14 protein-coding genes and 1 tRNA gene are annotated in these 19,239 nt (G+C 57.4%); 7 read left to right on the top strand and 8 right to left on the bottom strand.

Annotated features, from left to right (window positions below; all coding sequences use genetic code 11):
• The 5 genes from CUC53_RS17755 to CUC53_RS17735 form a co-directional block, all read left to right on the top strand.
• Positions 1 to 369, top strand: a 369-nt coding sequence (locus CUC53_RS17755; RefSeq protein WP_272896778.1) for a nucleotide-binding domain containing protein, incomplete at its 5' end; no start/stop codon positions are given.
• A complete protein-coding gene (gene otnC, locus CUC53_RS17750) occupies positions 362 to 1,018 on the top strand; it encodes a 3-oxo-tetronate 4-phosphate decarboxylase (RefSeq protein WP_236757965.1) in 657 nt (218 codons plus the stop codon). The genes CUC53_RS17755 and otnC, both read left to right, overlap by 8 nt.
• Complete coding sequence (gene otnI / locus CUC53_RS17745; protein WP_100295345.1) at positions 1,015 to 1,788, top strand: 2-oxo-tetronate isomerase; 774 nt, start codon at positions 1,015 to 1,017, stop codon at positions 1,786 to 1,788. Before otnC ends, otnI begins: the two co-directional genes overlap by 4 nt.
• 35 nt (positions 1,789 to 1,823) lie before the next feature.
• Positions 1,824 to 2,768, top strand: a complete 945-nt coding sequence (denD, locus tag CUC53_RS17740) for a D-erythronate dehydrogenase (protein ID WP_100295344.1) — start codon at positions 1,824 to 1,826, stop codon at positions 2,766 to 2,768.
• On the top strand, positions 2,765 to 4,267 hold the full coding sequence (locus CUC53_RS17735; RefSeq protein WP_100295343.1) for a GntP family permease: 1,503 nt from the start codon (positions 2,765 to 2,767) through the stop codon (positions 4,265 to 4,267). Before denD ends, CUC53_RS17735 begins: the two co-directional genes overlap by 4 nt.
• A gap of 305 nt (positions 4,268 to 4,572) precedes the next feature.
• On the opposite strand, the gene CUC53_RS17730 is transcribed toward CUC53_RS17735, so the two are convergent.
• The 8 genes from CUC53_RS17730 to CUC53_RS17695 form a co-directional block, all read right to left on the bottom strand.
• Positions 4,573 to 5,286, bottom strand: coding sequence for a M48 family metallopeptidase (locus CUC53_RS17730; protein ID WP_100295342.1), 714 nt, complete (start codon positions 5,284 to 5,286; stop codon positions 4,573 to 4,575).
• Positions 5,286 to 8,423: a type I restriction endonuclease subunit R gene (locus CUC53_RS17725; RefSeq protein ID WP_100295341.1), complete on the bottom strand. Its 3,138-nt coding sequence runs from the start codon at positions 8,421 to 8,423 to the stop codon at positions 5,286 to 5,288. Before CUC53_RS17725 ends, CUC53_RS17730 begins: the two co-directional genes overlap by 1 nt.
• Before the next feature lie 74 nt (positions 8,424 to 8,497).
• Positions 8,498 to 9,562, bottom strand: a complete 1,065-nt coding sequence (gene darG, locus CUC53_RS17720) for a type II toxin-antitoxin system antitoxin DNA ADP-ribosyl glycohydrolase DarG (RefSeq protein WP_100295340.1) — start codon at positions 9,560 to 9,562, stop codon at positions 8,498 to 8,500.
• The gene (gene darT / locus CUC53_RS17715; RefSeq protein WP_100295339.1) at positions 9,559 to 10,212 is read right to left on the bottom strand and encodes a type II toxin-antitoxin system toxin DNA ADP-ribosyl transferase DarT; all 654 of its coding nucleotides are present in this window, start codon (positions 10,210 to 10,212) and stop codon (positions 9,559 to 9,561) included. Before darT ends, darG begins: the two co-directional genes overlap by 4 nt.
• 207 nt (positions 10,213 to 10,419) lie before the next feature.
• On the bottom strand, positions 10,420 to 11,358 hold the full coding sequence (locus tag CUC53_RS17710) for an endonuclease NucS domain-containing protein (RefSeq protein WP_100295338.1): 939 nt from the start codon (positions 11,356 to 11,358) through the stop codon (positions 10,420 to 10,422).
• Positions 11,355 to 12,734, bottom strand: coding sequence for a restriction endonuclease subunit S (locus CUC53_RS17705; RefSeq protein ID WP_201796797.1), 1,380 nt, complete (start codon positions 12,732 to 12,734; stop codon positions 11,355 to 11,357). Before CUC53_RS17705 ends, CUC53_RS17710 begins: the two co-directional genes overlap by 4 nt.
• Entirely contained in the window at positions 12,734 to 15,181 is a 2,448-nt protein-coding gene (locus CUC53_RS17700) for a type I restriction-modification system subunit M (protein ID WP_100295337.1), read from the bottom strand. The genes CUC53_RS17705 and CUC53_RS17700 overlap by 1 nt, the downstream gene beginning before the upstream one ends.
• A gap of 290 nt (positions 15,182 to 15,471) precedes the next feature.
• A tRNA-Ser gene (locus tag CUC53_RS17695) sits at positions 15,472 to 15,559 on the bottom strand.
• A gap of 197 nt (positions 15,560 to 15,756) precedes the next feature.
• Between CUC53_RS17695 and CUC53_RS17690 the strand changes: the two genes are divergently transcribed.
• Together CUC53_RS17690 and uvrA are read left to right on the top strand one after the other, a co-directional pair.
• Entirely contained in the window at positions 15,757 to 16,506 is a 750-nt protein-coding gene (locus CUC53_RS17690) for a DsbA family protein (protein WP_100295336.1), read from the top strand.
• Between the two features lie 433 nt (positions 16,507 to 16,939).
• The coding region (uvrA, locus tag CUC53_RS17685; protein ID WP_100295335.1) for an excinuclease ABC subunit UvrA at positions 16,940 to 19,239 on the top strand (2,300 nt) is incomplete at its 3' end.

The raw sequence follows: 19,239 nt of genomic DNA, 5'->3' as shown, positions 1-19,239 counted from the left end.
CACTGGGTGTTAAGCCAGCCCGCAACGCCAGCGCCGATGCTCTACGCCACCACCCACCCGAGCGAGCTCTCGGCCATTCAAGCTCGCTATGGCCAAGAGGCGGCGAGCGAAGCGGTGGAGCGCTGTTTTGCCCACGTGGCGACCCTGCTGCGTGATGCTGGGGTGGATCGTTTCATCATTGCTGGCGGCGAGACCTCCAGCCGTATCACGCAAGCTCTTGGCATTATCGCCTTTCACATCGGCCCGCAAATCGCGCCGGGAGTGCCTTGGGTACGGGCGACGGATGCGCCCCTGTCGCTGGCCCTCAAGTCGGGCAACTTTGGTAACGAGGCCTTCTTTAGCCGGGCACAGGAGTTTTTCCATGACTGACGCCATGACTGCAACCCTCAGCGAACAGGCACTGCGCGACACCATGGTGATGCTGGGGGCGTCGCTGTTTGCACGAGGGTATGCCACTGGGGGGGCGGGTAATTTGTCGGCCAAACTGCCCGATGGCACCTTGCTCGCCACCCCCACCGGCGCCTCCCTGGGTCGGCTCGATCCGGCGCGGCTCGCCAAGGTAAGCATGAGTGGTGAACATCTGGCGGGGGATCGCCCCTCCAAAGAGGTGGCGTTCCATCTTGCCATTTACCACAACAATCCCGCCTGTCAGGCGGTGGTGCACCTGCACTGCACGTATCTGACGGCCCTCTCCTGTCTGGAGGGGCTCGACCCGACCAATGTGATCCGGCCCTTTACCCCTTATTACGTGATGCGGATCGGCCAATTGCCGCTGATCCCCTATTACCGACCGGGGGATGTGCGCATCGGTGAAGAGCTAGGCCGCCGCGCTTGTGAAGGCAACGCCTTCTTGCTGGCCAACCATGGTCCCGTCGTCTTGGGTAAGGATCTGGTGGATGCCGTCAACAACATGGAGGAGTTGGAGGAGACCGCTCGGCTAGCGCTGCTGCTGCGCGGCCAGCCAATCCGCTATTTGAGCGAGTCCGACATCAACGAATTAAAGAGGGTGAAGCCATGAGTAAGTTTGCTGCCAATCTCACCATGCTGTTTACCGAACTGCCATTTTTGGAGCGCTTTGCGGCGGCTCGTGCAGCTGGCTTTAGCGCGGTGGAGTTTCTGTTTCCCTACCCGTGGCCTGCGGCCGAATTGGCTGATCAACTGCACCAGCATGGCCTCACCCAAGCGCTGTTCAATATGCCCCCCGGTGACTGGGCGGCGGGCGAGCGCGGCATGGCCGCCATTCCGGGGCGGGAGGCAGAGTTTCGTGGCCACTTAGCCACCGTGCGCGATTACGCCTTGGCGCTTGGGTGTCGCAAGGTGCACGCCATGAGCGGCATTGTCGACCCGGCTCATAGCATGGCTGCTCACCGCCAGACCCTGATCGACAACATTCGCTTTGCGGCCGATTTTTTGGCAGCAGATGGGATCAAGGTGCTGCTCGAACCGCTCAACGATCGGGATGTGCCCGGTTACTTCTTGGCTCACCAACTTGATGCGCTGGCGTTGGTGCAGGAGATAGACAGGCCCAACGTGGCGGTGCAGCTCGATCTCTATCACGCCCAGATCATGGATGGGGATCTCACCCGTTTGATCGGCAAGTTAGGCCCCGCTATCGGCCACGTCCAGATCGCCTCGGTGCCGGATCGCCACGAGCCGGATGAGGGAGAAATCGCCTATCCGCACCTGTTCAAGGTGCTGGCGCAGGCGGGCTACCACGACTGGATTGGCTGTGAATACAACCCCAGAGGCAATACCCAGCAAGGTCTCACTTGGCTGGCACAACAATAACAACCCTACACACGAACGAGTCTGAGGATAGCAAGATGCAGATCATCATCACCGGCGGAGGCGGTTTTTTGGGCCAGAAGTTGGCCCATGCCCTGTTGCACAGTTCTGTCGCCTTTAGTGAGCTATTGCTGGTGGATATCCAGCAGCCGCACCCCTTGGCCGACCCTCGGGTCCGCTGTTTGCAGGCGGATCTCACGGCCCCCGGCGTCGCCGCGTCGCTGATAAGCGAACGTACGGCGGTCGTTTATCACCTTGCTGCCATTGTCAGCAGCCATGCAGAGCAAGATTTTGAGCTGGGCTGGCAGGTCAACCTCGATACCACCCGTAGCCTGCTGGAGGCGTGTCGCCATGCCAGACCCGGCATCCGCTTCGTGTTTACCAGCTCGCTGGCGGTGTATGGCGGCCCGTTGCCTGCGTTGGTCGACGATGCCACGGCGCTGACGCCTACCTCCTCTTATGGTGCTCAGAAAGCGATGGCCGAGCTGCTGGTCAACGACTACAGCCGCAAAGGCTATGTGGATGGGCTGGCGCTGCGTTTGCCCACCATTTGCGTCAGACCGGGTAAGCCAAACCGCGCTGCTTCCTCGTTTGTCAGCGGCCTGATCCGCGAGCCGCTGCAGGGGGAGCAGACCATCTGCCCAGTGAGTACCGATCTGCGGCTGTGGCTCTCCAGCCCCGCCACCGTGGTCAGCAACTTCTTGTTGGCCGCGACCTTGGCCAAAGGGGATGGCCGCAGCATCAATCTGCCGGGGATCAGCGTCACGGTGGGCGAGATGTTGGACGCGCTGACCCAAGTAGGCGGCCAAGCGGCGCGGGATCGGGTCCAGTTTGTGGCGGATCCTGCAATCGAGCGGATCGTGGCCAGCTGGCCGGGCCGCATTGATAACCAGCGGGCCAGCGCCCTTGGTTTTGTGGCTGACGGCACATTTGCCAGCATCATTGACAGTTTCATTACCCATGACTTGCAGGAGGCATCATGAGCACCCTTCCAACCCCCATCATCGGCCTTATTATTGCGGTCTTCGTGCTGGTCTTTCTGGTGGTGCGCACTCGGGTACATGCGCTGATTGCCATGCTGGCCGCCGCTTGTATCGCTGGGATCACCGGCGGAATGAGCATCGACAAGACCCTGACGGTCATTACTCAAGGTTTTGGTTCCACCCTTGGTAGCATCGGGATCGTCATTGGCCTTGGGGTCATGATGGGCCGCTTGCTAGAGGTTTCCGGGGCCGCCGAGCAGATCGCCTACAGCTTTATCAAGTGGCTGGGTAAGCGGCGCGAAGAGTGGGCGCTGGCCATCACCGGTTACATCGTCAGTATCCCGATTTTCGTCGATTCGGCATTCGTCATTCTCTATCCGGTGGCGAAAGCGTTGGCCAAAAGCGGCAAACGCTCCCTGCTTACCTTGGGGGTGGCGCTGGCTGGTGGCTTAGTGGTGACCCACCACACGGTGCCGCCGACCCCAGGTCCGCTCGGTGTGGCTGGGTTGTTTGGCGTGGACATTGGCGCCATGTTGCTGATGGGCATGGCGTTGGCAGTGCCCTGCGTGCTTGGCATCGTGTTCTACGCCCAGTGGCTCGATAAGAAGTACCCCGAATTTGCCGAGCAAGCGCTCAAAACCCCCGATGAGTTGCAGGCAACGTATGATCAGTACCTCAAGGAGAAAGAGGGCAAGACCCTGCCGAGCCTGACCTTGTCGCTGCTGCCGATCTTGGTGCCTATCGTGCTTATCTTCCTCAAGGCTATCTTCACCACGCTGGCCACCTTGGAGGGGATGGGGGGGCTGCTGACGAACCCGCTGGTGCAAGGTATCGCCTTTATCGGGACACCGATCATTGCGCTGGCCATCAGTGTGCTGCTGGCGGTTTATACCCTAGTGCCGCACATGGACCGCCACGCCACCGCTGCGCGGTTAGAAGAGGGGCTGCAATCGGCGGGGATTATTCTGCTGGTGACCGGCGCGGGCGGGGCGCTGGGGGCAGTGCTGCGCGATAGTGGCGCTGGCCAGCAACTGGCCGAGCAGATTGCCCAGCTGCCTATCTCGCCGATCCTGATCCCGTTTATCGTCTCGACGCTGGTGCGCTTGATCCAAGGTTCTGGCACCGTTGCGATGGTGACCGCCGCGTCGATTTCGGCCCCGATTTTGGCCCAAATTCCTGGGGTCAATATGCTGTTAGCAGCCCAAGCGGCGGCCATGGGCTCGCTGTTTTTTGGCTACTTCAACGACAGCTTGTTCTGGGTGGTTAACCGGATGATGGGCATCTCCGACGTGAAGCAGCAGATGATCGTCTGGTCGATCCCCACCACCATCGCGTGGGCCATTGGCGGCACTGGTGTGGCTCTGCTCAATCTGCTGTTTGGCTCCGGCGGGACCTGGCTTGACCCGCTGTTGCCGCTGCTGGTACTGGCGCTGATTATCTGGGGTGTGCGTCGTCAACAATTACCCCCGATCGCTAACCCCGCCGCTGACACCCACTAGTCGCTGGCCAATGCTCGCCCTGCGTTGAGAGAGGGCGAGACATGAGTGATAGATGGCCGCTCACCCGCCCCCGCCGCTTTGCTGCGGGGGCGGTATCTTAATGACCAAGGCGATCAGCCAAGCTGCGGGTGTTGCTTCATCTTGTTTGATCGACGTTTGCTGGGGGGAGGGCCGGTGTTTCTGTCAGGTCGGCTGGCTTGGCCACGATCGTGCCGCGTCAAGACGATGACACGCTGTTTTCTGCATCACCCTATCAGCACTCAGCTGAGGTATCAGACGTCACCCCACTCAATGAGTGAGATGTTTTAATACCCCCACCGATTAAATGCCAGCGGCATCTTGTTGAGCTTCTCGCGGTGTTCTCGCCAATTTGGTAAATGCAGATCCATCAGTGCGATAAATCGCTGATTATGTTTGCGCTCAAGTAAATGGATCAGTTCATGAACCACAATAAATTCCAGGCATTCGGGGGGCTTCTTGACTAATTCGAGGTTAATCCAGATGCGGGCCGTATCTGTTTTGCAGCTACCCCACAGGGTCTTCATCCGTTTGATACCTACAAACGAAGGGGTGACCTTGAGCAAGGCCTGCCACTTGGCAATCAATATCGGTAACCGCTGGCGCAGCAATTGGCGATACCAGCTTAGTAATAAGGCTTCTCGCTTCGCAGCGTCATAATGAGCGGGAACCCGCAGCCGGATCCATCCGCCTTGCAACTTGACGCTGTGGGCCCCCTCAACCGGGATCACTTCCAGCCGATAGCCTCGCCCCCAAAGATAGTGAGTTTCGCCACTGCACATCTGACGCTCGCTCTGACGTGGCTGCGCCTGAAAGTGGGTCTGTTGCTGGCGGATCCAAGGCAAACGTCTGGCCACGGCCATCCTGATGGCCGTTTCCGACAGCGAGGCAGGGGCCGAGACGCGCACGCGACCATCAGGGGGCAGCACATTGATGTGCAGGTTTTTGATCCCCTTGTGCTGCAACTCCAGCGTGAGCTCGCCAATGGTGATGAGGGGCATCAGTGGTACTCCGGCTGTGCTTTCACCAGCGCCATCACATCGGCAACGGTCACATCGTATCCCTTGGTCTCTTCGGCAATGGCAAACGCGATCTCTCGCTCCTTGAAACGATCGCCATACCAATCGGCCTTCTTGGTATAACGCACTGCGGCATCAATCCTGGCCACCAGCAGCTCATCCTTGCCCAGATTGTCATACAGTGCCCGCTTGGCCGCCGTGTCTATGCTCGCTGGGTAGGCGCTCTGGCTATGGCTGTGCGGATGTTTCACCTGCTTGGCCAGCTCGCGGACCTTTTCCAGATACGCCTGGTAGGAGATGGCCTGTTGGCGGCGTAGATCGATCAGCTCATCGAGCAGTACCGACATTCTCTCGTAGTATTTGGGGTTGACCGGGTTCTCATCGACGATGGTTCGGCGCACGTTGTTTTCAATCGCCTCGGCCATCGACTCCTGATTGTCGCGCAGCTCCTTGGGTAACCCGTCCAGCGCCTCGGGGCCGCGCTGGATAATGAGCTCCAGCAGCCCCAACTCCTCAAAGTCCATCAGCGTCTCGCTGGGGTCGGCATCCACCCACAGATCCAGCATCTGGCGCATGCCCGGCTCGAACTGCTTCATATTGACCAGATCGCCACTGGTCAGCTTGATCTCATCCCTGACCTTGGCGAAATGTTCGACCTCCTGCTTGATCGACGCTGCCTGCGTGGCGCTGTAACCGGCCTCCTCCAGCTCACCCGCCAGATTGGTAAAGGCGCGGATCAACTTGGCCACCAACTGATAGAGGGTCAGACGCAAGCCCTCTTTCTCGCTCAGGATCGCTTCATCGGCCCCCGGCTCACAGCAGAAATAGTGCAGGTAATCGGGTTGCGACTTGGGTGCCTTCACCGGCTCACAAAGGGCGCGCACGGCTTCCAGCGCGTTATCTAGGTCCGCTTTGGCCTGCGTCAGTCGATCCTTGAGCAGCCCAGCGACATCCTCCTTGTCATAGCCGGCAAAGGCCTCGGCGGTATAGTCGTTGACCGTCTGCTCCAGCGACTTGAACAGGTCTTTGTAATCGACGATGTAGCCGTACTCCTTGTCGTCGCCATCGAGCCGATTGACTCGGCAGATGGCCTGAAACAGGTTGTGATCGGCCATCTTCTTGTCGATATAGAGGTAGGTGGCAGAGGGGGCATCAAAACCGGTCAGCAGCTTGTCCACCACAATGAGCAGCCGCATCTGGCCCGGTTCGTTGATAAAACGCTGCTTGACCAGTTTTTCAAACTCTTCGACCCGCTTGGCGGCCTCATCCTCCGGTTGCTCGAAATAGTCGGCCAGCATCTTGCGGTAGATGTTGTACTTGGCCAGCTTCTCGGTCAGCCCTTCGCCCGTCTCTTCCCCCTTGATCTCGCTGGCATGGGGTTGATAACTGGTGACGATGGCGCACTTGCCAGCAAAACCGGCTTGGCTGAACATCTCGTAACTTTTGCAGGCTTGATAGACGCTGGCGCAGACCAGCATGGCATTGCCACGGCCATCGGCCAGCCGGGGCTTGCGATCAAAGTCGAGCAGGATATCGGCCACTATCTGCTCCAGCCGCGAACGACTGGAGAGTAACTTCTGCATCGAGGCCCACTTCTGTTTAAGCTGCTGTTTGCCCAGCCGCGAGAGATCACGGGTTTTGGTGTCAAACCACTCATCCACTTTCTTCTGGGATTTAACCCGCTGATCAATATCCCGCGCCTCGTAGCGCAGATCCAGCACCACACCGTCGCTCACCGCCTCGTTGAACTTGTAGGTGTGAATGTAGGGGCCAAACACCTCAATGGATTTTTTCTTGTCCTGCTTCATCAGCGGCGTGCCGGTAAAACCGATAAACAGCGCTTCTGGCAACAGGCTCTTCATCGCGCCATGTAGCTTGCCAGACTGGGTACGGTGGCACTCATCGACAAACACAAACAGCGTGCCCTTGGCGCGAAAGTCCAAGGGCACGCTGCGGCACATATCGGCAATAAAGTCATCCGAGCTGCCGCCATCTTCATCATCCGACTCGCCTTCAGGCGTGCGACCGAACTTGTGAACCAACGAGCAGATAAGCCAAGGATGATGGGCATGCAGCCGGGCCACCAGATCGGCCCCGCTGCGGGTACGCAAAATCGCCTCATCCACCCCGCTAAATACCTTCTCAATCTGCTCATCGAGTTCGGTGCGGTCAGTGATGATCAGCACCCGGCTGTCGGCGATATTTTCCCGGATCCACTTAGCCAGCCAGACCATGGTCAGACTCTTACCGCTGCCTTGGGTATGCCAGATGATGCCGCCATCACGGCGGCGGAGAGAGGCCTTGGCGGCCTGGATGCCGAAATACTGGTTATGGCGGCAGGTCTTCTTGATGCCCGCATCAAACACCATAAAGTCGTGGATCAGCTCCAGCAAGCGGGCCTTGCTACACAACTGGGCCAGCTGCCGATCCAGCAGATTGGTACTCGATAGCTCGGCATAAGAGGGGGAGGAATCCGCGGGATCGAGCGGCTCTTTCCACTCCAGATAATATTTTTCGGGGGTTTCGATGGTGCCGTAACGCACCCCCTGGGTATCGTTGCCCGCCATCACCAATTGCATGGTGGTGAAGAAGTTACGGATAAAATCCCTCTTCTGGTTATCCAAGTTCTGGTGGATACCCTCGCAGACCGAGACGGTGGAGCGCTTGAGCTCAATCACACCAAGGGCGATACCGTTGACATAGAGCACCAGATCCGGCCGTTTTTTATGCTCGCCCTTGACCGTCACCTCTTCGGCGATGGCAAAGTCGTTGGCCTGTGGATTGGCCCAATCAACCAGCCAGACGGTCTGGTGCTGCTCGCCTGCCCCGACTTTTTCTTTCACGCCATAACGCAGCAGGCGATAAACCGCCTTGTTGGCGTCATAGAGCAGGCGCCCTTCCCCCAGACTCGCCGCCCGATCCAGTTGCCTGAGCACCTTGGGGATCAGCGCCGCATCCACACCGCGCCCCACCAGCCAAGCGGTCAGCAGTTCCGGTTCGACATTGCGGTTATTCTCCCGCTTCTGCCAATCCCCCAGATAGCGATAGCCCAGCTCGGCTATAAAAAACTCAATCACGCGGTGCTGGGTTGCCCGCTCCCGTTGGCCGACTGAAATCATGCTCTCTATCCCTGTTATTCGCTCAAACCGCCGCGACAACCGCGCAGCCGCTTCTATTCGTTACACCAACGTCGTTACACCAATGCCTGCTGCAAACGGGTCAAGGCGATCTGCAGACTGCGATCATCAAACAGCCGCGCCTTGCGCTCACCCCACGGGGTTCCCGCTGGCCATCGGTGCAAACCGTCTCGCAGCGCGCTTACCGTCGGCGCACAGCCCTCTTCAGCCATCAGCCAGTCCACCGTTGCCAATAGCTCCATGCCATAGGGCGACTCAAAACCGTCGATTAACGCGGTCGTCTGCTCCAGTATCGGTAAAAACGCTTTGGCCTCGGTATGGAGATAAACGGCAAGCTCTTGTTTTTTGGCCTCATTAAACCAGATGGCATCAAACGGCTTGCTATCCGGGATGCGCTTGTCGGACTGTAGATAACTGCCGTCCATCGCATTGAGCAGATGGGTCAGATTGTTAGCATAAGGGCCATAACGATGGGCCTTAAACTGCAACTGCAGCGGATCACCCAGCGGGTTTCGGCCAATGACCCGAGCCAGAAACCAGGCCAGTTTCTGGATCTCCAGCAAGCTGCACTCCATCCCTAAAAACCAGTAGCGACGCACCAGTTCAGCAATCAGGGCCCGAGCCGGAGTCAGCTCCGCCACCCCGCCGCGCTTGGCCACATTTTGGTATTGGCGACTGGGCTCATAGAGCAGGATATCGATATCCAGATCGCCCAGTGCCGTTTCAATCGCCTGTTTGACCTCAAGCCAAGGCAGACCGCCGTTACCAGCCCCCAGAGGTGGAATGGCAATCGAGGAGACCTGCTGCGCCTGTAACCAGCCCCGCAGATCCTGCAAACCGTCCTGAATCCACACCATCTGTGCCGGATTGCGCCAGTGCTGCTTGGTCGGAAAATTCACGATCCAGCGCGGCCCCAGCAGCTCACCCGTCTGGGTAATAAACATCTTGCCGGTGACGACATCACCCTGTTTGCACGCCTCGGCATAGGCACGCATATTGGCCGGGAACCGCTCCTTGAACATCAAGGCGATCCCCTTGCCCATGACACCGACGGTGTTGACGGTATTCACCAGCGCTTCCACCGGAGCATCCAGCAGATTGCCTGTTGTATATCGAATCATCTGAAATACCACCCATCACGGACATAGACGGGGCGCGCGACCCCGACCCGATTCATGCACTGTTCTACGCAGTTCTTTATCTCTTCGTTGTAACACACCACGCCCAGCAAGGCCTCGATGGGGCAATGTTGATGGATCAAGGCTTCGGCCTGATAGCGTTCCAGCTTGCTCAAATCTTCCGCATCACGCTTGAAATCACGGCGCTGCAACAGTGGCCAGTCAATATGCCCCAGATCGCCAAGATCGGTATAGAAATTGGCCCACTGGTAATAGGCATGGCTATCGGTAAACACAAACGGTAGCCCCAGTTCAGCTATGCGATGCAGGCTGGAAACTAGGATCAGGATGTCATCATTTTCACGCTGGGGAACACCTCGCCCTGAGTGAATATTGCTGAGCATGGGAGAAAACGGCGTGAAGTAGAAGGGCACATAGTCATTCAACACGCCGAAAGGCGCCAGCGGCACCGGATGGCGCGCGCGCTTGGCAATCAGCTCCGGCAACCCGATATGCACCCAGCGCGGGTTTTGCTGCTGACCATTCCCCGCCCACAGACCATGGGTCAGGATCCATTCCAGGTTATCCCGATGCACGATCCGGAATATCAGCGCCTTCTGCGGATTCAGGCTCTGGCTATAGTCATAGGCCATGGGTGGCTAGCTCCTGCGATGCCCAACGTTTGATAAACACGCCAACGATGACCCTACCCGCATACAAAAATCGGGTGCCGCTGTGCATGCCATCAAGTAACGCTCAATCAAAGTATTTGTTTATTTTCATATAGATAAACATCTATCTCGCCAATTAACAACCGCGCCAGTCAAGCAACGGTCAAGCAACTCAGGGGATGGGCGTCATCACTCCCCTTTGAGCAATTTGAAACTGACTTGATAGCGGTAGAACGCGATGTGCTGGGTCACGCTCAGGGCGCGGCGTAACTTAAGATCATCCTCTAATGCGATGATCACCCCATGGACGGTCTGATCGGCTTCGCACAGCTCATCCTTGACGTAGCCCATATAGCGCTGGATCTGCCCCACCACCACATCGCTGGCGCGGCCGCGCTTGAGCTCGACCACCAGCAACTGGGTTTTATCTTTGCTGACCGCCAAAATATCAATGGGTCCGGTATCCGAGGGGTACTGCTGGCCCACCAGCTCACCCTCCTCGCTGTAGATATCAAACATCTTGCCCAGATCGGTGGCCGCCCAGTTGGCCACCAAAAAATCTTCAAGGTGCTTTTCCAGCGCAAACACGCTCGGGTCTTCCACTGCGCTATCGGTGTGGATCAAGGTTGGCGGCTGCTGTCCTGCCAGCAAGGCATCAAGCTCTTGCGCGTATTTGCTCAGGTTGCAGACGGTGGCAATCGAGCCAGCCGAGTTCTTTAATGGCTGGCTCAGCTCCTCTTTGCTCAGCCGAGCAGGGAACCAATTGACCTTGCGGCGGTGCGGCAGCGGGCCATCTGGCTGATAGCTGTAATCGGCGATCACCTCACCGACATAATAGTGGCCGTTGCCATCGGGGCAGAGCACCCGATCATGGGGCTGGATCTCCTTGCAGAGGGTGTACAACATGCCACAGGCTAAACCCGCAGCAATGCGACTCTTGTCGGGATTGGCGGCAAGAAACTGGGGCACGAACAGGGTGTTAAAGTCGCGCCACTCATCGGGTAATTGGCGGCTGAGATCTTGGTTAATGCCCCAATCACCGCCGATAAACCCTTGCTGCTGACAGAGCTCGGCATAACGGCTTTTGGCACCGGCGAAGATCCGGTAATAACGGCGATGGACGCTCATGCAGGCACCGCCAGCGGCAGGCGGATGTTGCCGGTCAGCAGTTGCTGCATCATCCCCTGTTTAAGGGCGCGGGCCTTGGCCAGTTTGTGCTCCAACGCGGCGAGCTCGTTATCCATATCGGAGAGAATGGTGGCGATGGCGGTTTGTTCTTTTTGGGATGGGATTGGCACAGGAACAACGGCTAGGTTGTTCTTGGATAAACCATAAACCTTCATCCCTGTTGCCAATCTATCGAATGCGTTTTTTACCGCAGGAATGCAATGCAAATAACCTCTATAACCATCCGCCATATATTTATTCTTGTCTCTTAAAAGGAATGTATGCAGACCTGCAACAACTTTTTTTGAACCGACATTACAAATTTCCACACTTTTCCCAATTCCTTCATAATCCTCTGATGCATCAGCCATTACCACATCACCATTTTCAACAAATGAGGATGAAGCCAAGTGGCTAGATATTCTTGGCAAATTAAATTCATTTAAATCTAATGCATTGTTGAATTTAGTATGAATGTCCCCGTAGTGGATATAACCATACTCCCCTATGTTAGATAGATCCGCTCTAGAGTTAGTGGATGTTGAGAGGAATGTGAATATTTCACCATAAGTCATAACCTCCCAATCCTCCGGAATATCTCCCAGTTCGCTGGGTTTATAGCCTTTGGGCGTACCATCGGGGCGCAGGGCGCAGGGCGAAGGCGGGCAGGCGGGCAGGCGGGTGCGGCCGGTCAGCAGTTGCTGCATGGTGGCGCGCTTGATGGCCTGCTTCTTGCCGATCAGCTGCTCCAGCGAATCGATCAGCGCATCGCTATCGGACAGCACATTGGCAATGGCGGTTTGTTCTTCATAACTGGGCACAGGAATCATCGTATTGCGAATAGTTGACAACCCCAAATTTTTTATTGTCGACCCAGTTAATCCATCCTCAAAAAACTTCTTCGTTTTTTCTGTTTGCAAGGCGTAGTATGAAAAAATTTCAGAACCACTGTCCTTTATAGTTAAATATGCGACACTCTTTCCTAACACCAACCTCTCAGCCTTGTAACGGGCCAAATTACCAATAGTTCCATTTATAGACAGGAATATTGTTTTCGATGTGAGTGTTTTACTGTGCTTTAGATATTCAGCCTCATCCACACGCCTTACATTTTCATCATAAACAACATTACCATTCTTAATGTTGTTGCCATTAATAAAGAAATAATCACCACTTAATGAATATGTGGGAGTTGTATGTATGCCATCGCCTATTTCCTTACAGATAGATGCTAATGGCAAAACATCCCAATCCTCAGGAATAACCCCCACCTCGGTCTGCTTGTAGCCTGCCGGAATAGCCTTGCCTGCTGCGTCTTGCATTATCTGCTCCGCCATTATGCCCACTCCAGCCCCATAGCTTTAAGATGCGCGGCCACCTTGGCTTCCAGCTCGCTGACGTTCTGGGTCAGTTGTGGCAAGGTGGCGCTATAGCGCTCTTCCAACTCTTTGACCCGGTTGGCCAGCTGCGCCGTGATCCGCTCAATCTCTGCTTCAATGGCGGCCTGCAAGCTGGCGCGCCACTTATCCTCCACCAGCAATTGCTTGATCTCACTCTCCAAAAGCGTGGGGTAACGGGCCACCACCGCCCGATCCAGCGCCTCTTGCGCTGCTTTTAACGCCTTTTTAGCCTGACTTTCGGCGTCAAGCAGCTTGATGGCGGTGTTGAGCGCCGCTTTTTCCTCGGCATCGCTGGCTTGCTTGAGCCGCGTCTTGAGGCTGGCGGCGTTGATCTTGCCTGCCTCGTTGGCGGCGTCACTGAGCAGCCCCTCCTCGCCGCCCTGCTCCTCCAGATAGCGTTCGATCGCTTGGCTGGCTTCATCTGCATTGGCCTGTAGGGTGTCGATCTCGCTTTGCTGCTCAGCAAAGAAGCGGGCCACCAGCAGGGGCGGGGGCAGCAGCTCGGCCTTGTATTTGGCGCGGCCCAGCACCAAGTCTGGCGTCTCTTTGATCTTGTTACCCTTGTCGGCGTTGAGTTCACGCAGCACCCGACCTGCCGCCCAGCCATCTTGGCTGAGCACATAGAGATCGTCTTGCATCACGGCGTGCCAGTAGTCCAGCAGCAGCTGGTAGATGTCGTAGCTATCGAGCAGCGGCAGCGGGGCATAGGTGGCCAGCAGGCTTTCGCTGATCTCGTCGATCAAGGCTTTGGGGGATTCGCCCGGTGTTATCTCGGCCAGATGGCACTCGCTAAACCAGCGTGAGAAGGGTTCGAGCGACGCTGTGGCAAAACGGCCAAATTCGGGGTGCGCCAGTATGGTGCCCTTGACCTTGGCAGCATCCACCAGAGCATGGCTATAGCCCGTATGGGCCGGCGCAAACAGATCGGCGCGCAGGGTCGGGAATACCTGCCAGTAAGCAGCCAGGGCGTCGATATCCCGATGGGGAATGCCGCCGTTAAGGTGGGCCGCCAGATCGTGCAGATCTTCCCCTTCACTGCCATCGATATAGCGCGGGATATTGAGGTTGTAGTCGTTGGCGGCGATCTCGGAGAGCGGCACGGCGCGGCTGTAACGGGGGATCACCTGCTCGCGGGTAAAGGTATCGACGATCTTGTGGATGTCTTGCTCGCGCAGCCGGTTCTTGTTGCCATCCTTTATAAAGCCTTTGCTGGCATCGATCATAAACAGGCGCTGGTTGCTGTAGCCGTTGGCGTCAATGGCGCGCTGGGGGGTGCTCTCTTTGTCGATAACGATGATACAGGCCGGAATGCCGGTGCCGTAGAACAGGTTGGCGGGCAGGCCGATGATGCCCTTGATAAAGCCTTGTTTGAGCAGATTCTCGCGGATGCGCGCCTCGGCATTGCCGCGAAACAGCACGCCGTGGGGCAGGATCACCGCCCCTTTGCCGCGACTGTTGAGGCTCTTGATGATGTGCAGCAAGAAGGCGTAATCGCCGTTTTTCTCCGGCGGCACGCCCCAGCCGAAGCGGCCGAACGCGTCGTGCTCGGCATCCAGACCGTTAGTCCAGTTTTTGTTGGAAAACGGCGGGTTGGCGACGGCGAAGTCAAAGGTCTTGAGCTGGTTGTTGCCCTCCTTCCACTGGGGCGCCGCCAGGGTGTTGCCCTTCCAGATCTTGGCGGTGGGGTTGTCGTGCAGGATCATGTTCATCCGTGCCAAGGCGCTGGTGGCGTTGTCCATCTCTTGGCCGTAGATGGTGAGTCCCTTGGGGCCCGCTTCATCACTGGCCTTGAGCAGCAAGGAGCCGGAGCCGCAGGTGGGGTCGTAGACGGTGGCATCTTGCGGGGTCTGGCGGCTGATGCCAATCACCTTGGCCAGAATGCGCGACACCTCCGCCGGGGTATAGAACTGTCCCTTGGACTTGCCCGATTCGGTGGCGAAGTGGCGCATCAGGTATTCGTAGGCATCACCCAGCAGGTCATCGCCTTCGGTGCGGTTGGCGGAGAGATCCAGCCCCTCGAAGATGCCAATCAGCTTGGTGAGGCGGTCGATCATCTCCTTGTCTTTGCCCAGCTTGTCCTCATCGTTGAAGTCGGCGATGTCGATGACGCCTTTAAGGTCATTGGCTTCAGCCAGTGCCGAGATGGTGAGGTTGATCGCCTCGCCAATATGCTTGTTGCCCTTAAGCGCCACCATGTCGGTGAAGCTGGCCCCTTGTGGCACCTCAATCATGGCGTAGGGGTTGCCCTTGGCCTTGTCGGAAACGTACTTCACAAACAGCAGGGTCAGCACATAGTCCTTGTACTGGGAGGCATCCATCCCGCCGCGCAGCTCATCGCAACTGGCCCACAGGGAGGAGTAAAGTTCATTTTTCTTGATAGCCATGGAAAGGGTTCCGGTAAGAGTCTGATCAACGCCGAGCGGCGCTTGGAAAACGAAAAAAGGCGAGTGTTTTTCAACCTTACGGGTGAGTGCGCCGTCGATTGCCAACGAGTTTACCTACTTGGCCCCGTGGCAACCATGGCTGATGTCACATCAGTGGCGGATGGGCAGATCGTTTGCTGCAAACGCGATCATCCCCTGCTAGGTCTTGTGGATGAGGCGAGGGTGGGGAACTCAGCAAAAATCACAGAAACAAAAAAGCCCACCTCATGGAATGAGATGGGCTGTATAGATGGCGGAGGAGGTGGGATTTGAACCCACGGATGGTCGCCCATCGCCGGTTTTCAAGACCGGTGCATTCAGCCGCTCTGCCACCCCTCCGCAGCAGTGGGCGCATATTACCCATGGCGTTGATGGTTGTAAATCCCCTCTGATTTCAATTGCTTGTTTTTTCAACGGTTCTGGCTGGGTTGGGGGTAAAGAGGGAGCAGTTAAGGCGCTTTTTCGTTTTGATAGCTTGACTTGAAAAGAGAGTAAATCACTATAGTCGCCATCATCCACTCTCTGAAGATGCCACCATGACGATAAGAAATACGCTATTTTCCGCCCTCGCTGGTATAACCCTGCTGACTGGCCCTGTTCAGGCAGCTGAATTAACTAAAAGTGATGTTGAGCAGATTGTGCGCGAATATCTGGTTAACAACCCAGAGATTCTGGTCGAGATGTCCAATGCGCTGCGTGCCAAGCAAGCGAGCGAGCAGGCCGACAATGATAAAGCGCTGATCAAGGCCCATGCCAAGCCGCTGTTTGGCAGTGATGATCCGCAAGCGGGCAATCCCAAAGGCAGCCTGACCGTGGTGGAGTTTTTTGATTACAACTGCGGTTATTGCAAGCGTGCTCACCCGCTGATCAGCCAGTTGCTCAGTGAAGACAAAGACATTCGCTATATCTATAAGCAGTTCCCGATTTTGACCGAGACGTCTCACTATGCCGCGCGTGCCGCCTTGGCGGTGCAACTGGGGCAACCTGATAAGTACAAGGCGTTCCACGAGGCGCTATACGCCCACAAAGGGGCGTTAGCAGATGAAGCACAGGTCAAGCAGATAGCGGCTACCGCTGGTGTGGACTGGAACAAAGTAGAAGCCAGCCTCAAAGATGGGCGCATCGATCAAAACCTCGCCACTAACCGGGCATTGGCAGAGAGCATGGCTATTTCGGGAACGCCCGCCTTTATCATCGGCGATCAAATTTTGCGTGGTGCCCCCCGCGATTTGGCCAGCCTCAAAGGGTTTATCAAGGATGTGCGGGCCGGTAAGTCCATCCAGTAATTAAGATGGCTCGGGACGGTCATGGCCCAGCCTGGCCAAATGAAAAAGAGGGTCGGTATACCGACCCTCTTTTTTGATTACGTCCCACTGGCCGAGGTGGTCGTCGCGAAAGGACCATAACAATAGCCGGTGGGTCGGGCCACTTGGCCCTCGGCGCTAATTATGGTCGGCGTCGTTCGACTTTGCCTAATAAACGCTTATGAAGTGAAGAGGCAGCTTTGATGGGCTCGATGTTGTGCGAGAACAGGGGGTTAAGTCGCGAGATCAGCGGTGAATAGCGGCAATGAGCAACACGACATGCCTAACAATGCCCTGAAAAAAGCGCGAATGGCTGCCTAAGTCACTCTCTGTCTCGGCAAATGCCTGTCTATTCATCCAGTAGTCTCTATGCCATACTGGCCCGCTCTGGTTTGTGTCTCGAGCGTGCTACAAGATGGAAAAAATCGTGGTCCGGGGTGCTCGCACCCACAATCTGAAGAACATCAATCTGATCCTGCCCCGCGACAAGCTGATCGTGGTCACCGGTCTCTCTGGTTCAGGCAAATCCTCGCTGGCGTTTGATACTCTCTATGCCGAAGGGCAGCGTCGCTATGTGGAGTCGCTTTCTGCTTACGCCCGCCAGTTCCTCTCCCTGATGGAGAAGCCGGACGTCGACCATATCGAGGGGTTGTCGCCCGCTATCTCTATCGAGCAGAAGTCTACCTCCCACAACCCGCGCTCGACCGTCGGCACCATCACTGAAATCTACGACTACTTGCGCCTGCTGTTTGCCCGAGTGGGTGAGCCGCGCTGCCCGACTCACGCCATCCCGCTCGCCGCCCAGACCATCAGTCAGATGGTGGATCAGGTGCTGGCCCAGCCAGCTGAGAGCAAGCTGATGCTGCTGGCCCCAGTGGTGCGCAATCGTAAAGGGGAGCACGCCAAGCTCTTGGAAAATCTGGCGGCGCAGGGTTACATCCGTGCCCGTATCGACGGCGAGGTGTGCGATCTTTCCGATCCTCCGACGCTGGAGCTGCACAAGAAGCACACCATCGAGGTGGTGGTGGATCGCTTTAAGGTGCGCGAGGACCTTGCGCTGCGGCTGGCCGAGTCGTTCGAGACGGCGCTGACCCTCTCCGGCGGCATCGTGTTGGTGGTGCCGATGGACGGCGAAACCGCAGTGGCCCCCATGACTTTCTCTGCCAACTTCGCCTGCCCGGAGTGCGGTTACTCCATGTCGGAGCTGGAGCCACGTATTTTCTCCTTCAACAACCCCGCTGGGGCCTGCCCGACCTGCGACGGCCTCGGGGTGCAGCAATATTTCGATCCGGCCAAGGTGATCGGCGATCCGGCCATCAGTCTGGCTAACGGCGCGATCCGTGGCTGGGATAAGCGCAGCTTCTACTACTTCCAGATGCTCAAATCTCTCTCTGAGCACTATCAGTTCGATCTGGAGACGCCGTGGGAAGATCTGCCACCGAAGACTCAAGAGGTGATCCTGCGCGGCTCTGGTCGCACCGAGATCGAGTTCCGCTATATGAACGATCGCGGTGACGTGGTGGTGCGCAAGCACCCGTTCGAGGGGATTTTGCACAATATGGAGCGGCGCTACCGCGAAACCGAGTCCAACTCGGTGCGCGAAGAGCTCTCTAAATACATCGCTAACAAATCCTGTACCAGCTGCGGTGGCAGCCGACTGCGGGAGGAGGCGCGCCACGTGTTCGTCGATAACCGTAACTTGCCGGCTATCGCCGAGCAGTCCATCGGTGATGCGCTGGCGTTTTTTGAGGGGCTGAGCCTGACCGGCCAGCGCGCCCAAATTGCCGAGAAGATTTTGAAAGAGATCGTTGAGCGACTCGGCTTCTTGGTGAATGTGGGTCTCAACTACCTGAGCCTCTCGCGCAGCGCCGAAACCCTCTCCGGCGGCGAAGCCCAGCGGATCCGGCTGGCCAGCCAGATCGGGGCTGGTCTGGTCGGAGTCATGTACGTGCTGGATGAACCTTCCATCGGTCTGCACCAGCGCGACAACGAACGGCTGCTCAAGACCCTGACCCACCTGCGCGATCTCGGCAACACCGTGATTGTGGTTGAGCACGACGAGGATGCCATTCGCCTCGCCGACCATGTGCTCGATATCGGCCCAGGGGCTGGCGTGCACGGTGGCGAGATTGTGGCGCAGGGCACCCCCCAGCAGATCATCGACAACCCGGATTCGCTGACCGGTGATTACCTCTCCGGCCGCAAGCAGATCGCTATTCCAGCCGTGCGCACCCCGCTTACCGGCAAGTGGCTAACACTCAAGGGGGCGAGCGGCAACAACCTGCGCAACGTCAATCTGGAACTGCCGATCGGGGTAATGACCTGCGTTACCGGCGTTTCCGGCTCCGGCAAGTCGACTCTGATCAACGACACCCTGTTTCGCATCGCTCACCGTGAACTGAACAAGGCGACTGAATCCACCCCGGCACCCTATCGCAGCATTGAGGGGCTGGAGCATCTGGACAAGGTGGTGGATATTGATCAAAGCCCCATCGGCCGCACCCCGCGCTCCAACCCCGCCACTTACACTGGCCTGTTTACCCCGATCCGTGAGCTGCTCTCCGGCACTCAGGAGGCGCGCTCGCGCGGCTACCAGCCGGGCCGCTTCTCCTTCAACGTCAAGGGCGGCCGCTGCGAGGCGTGTCAGGGGGATGGCGTCATCAAGGTAGAGATGCACTTCCTGCCGGATGTCTACGTGCCGTGCGACGTCTGCAA

The organism is Aeromonas cavernicola, assembly GCF_002795305.1.
In the GTDB taxonomy this organism is placed as follows: Bacteria; Pseudomonadota; Gammaproteobacteria; order Enterobacterales; family Aeromonadaceae; genus Aeromonas; species Aeromonas cavernicola.
The sequence above is the reverse complement of the archived record's forward strand: the minus strand, read 5'-3'. Positions and strand labels throughout refer to the sequence as shown.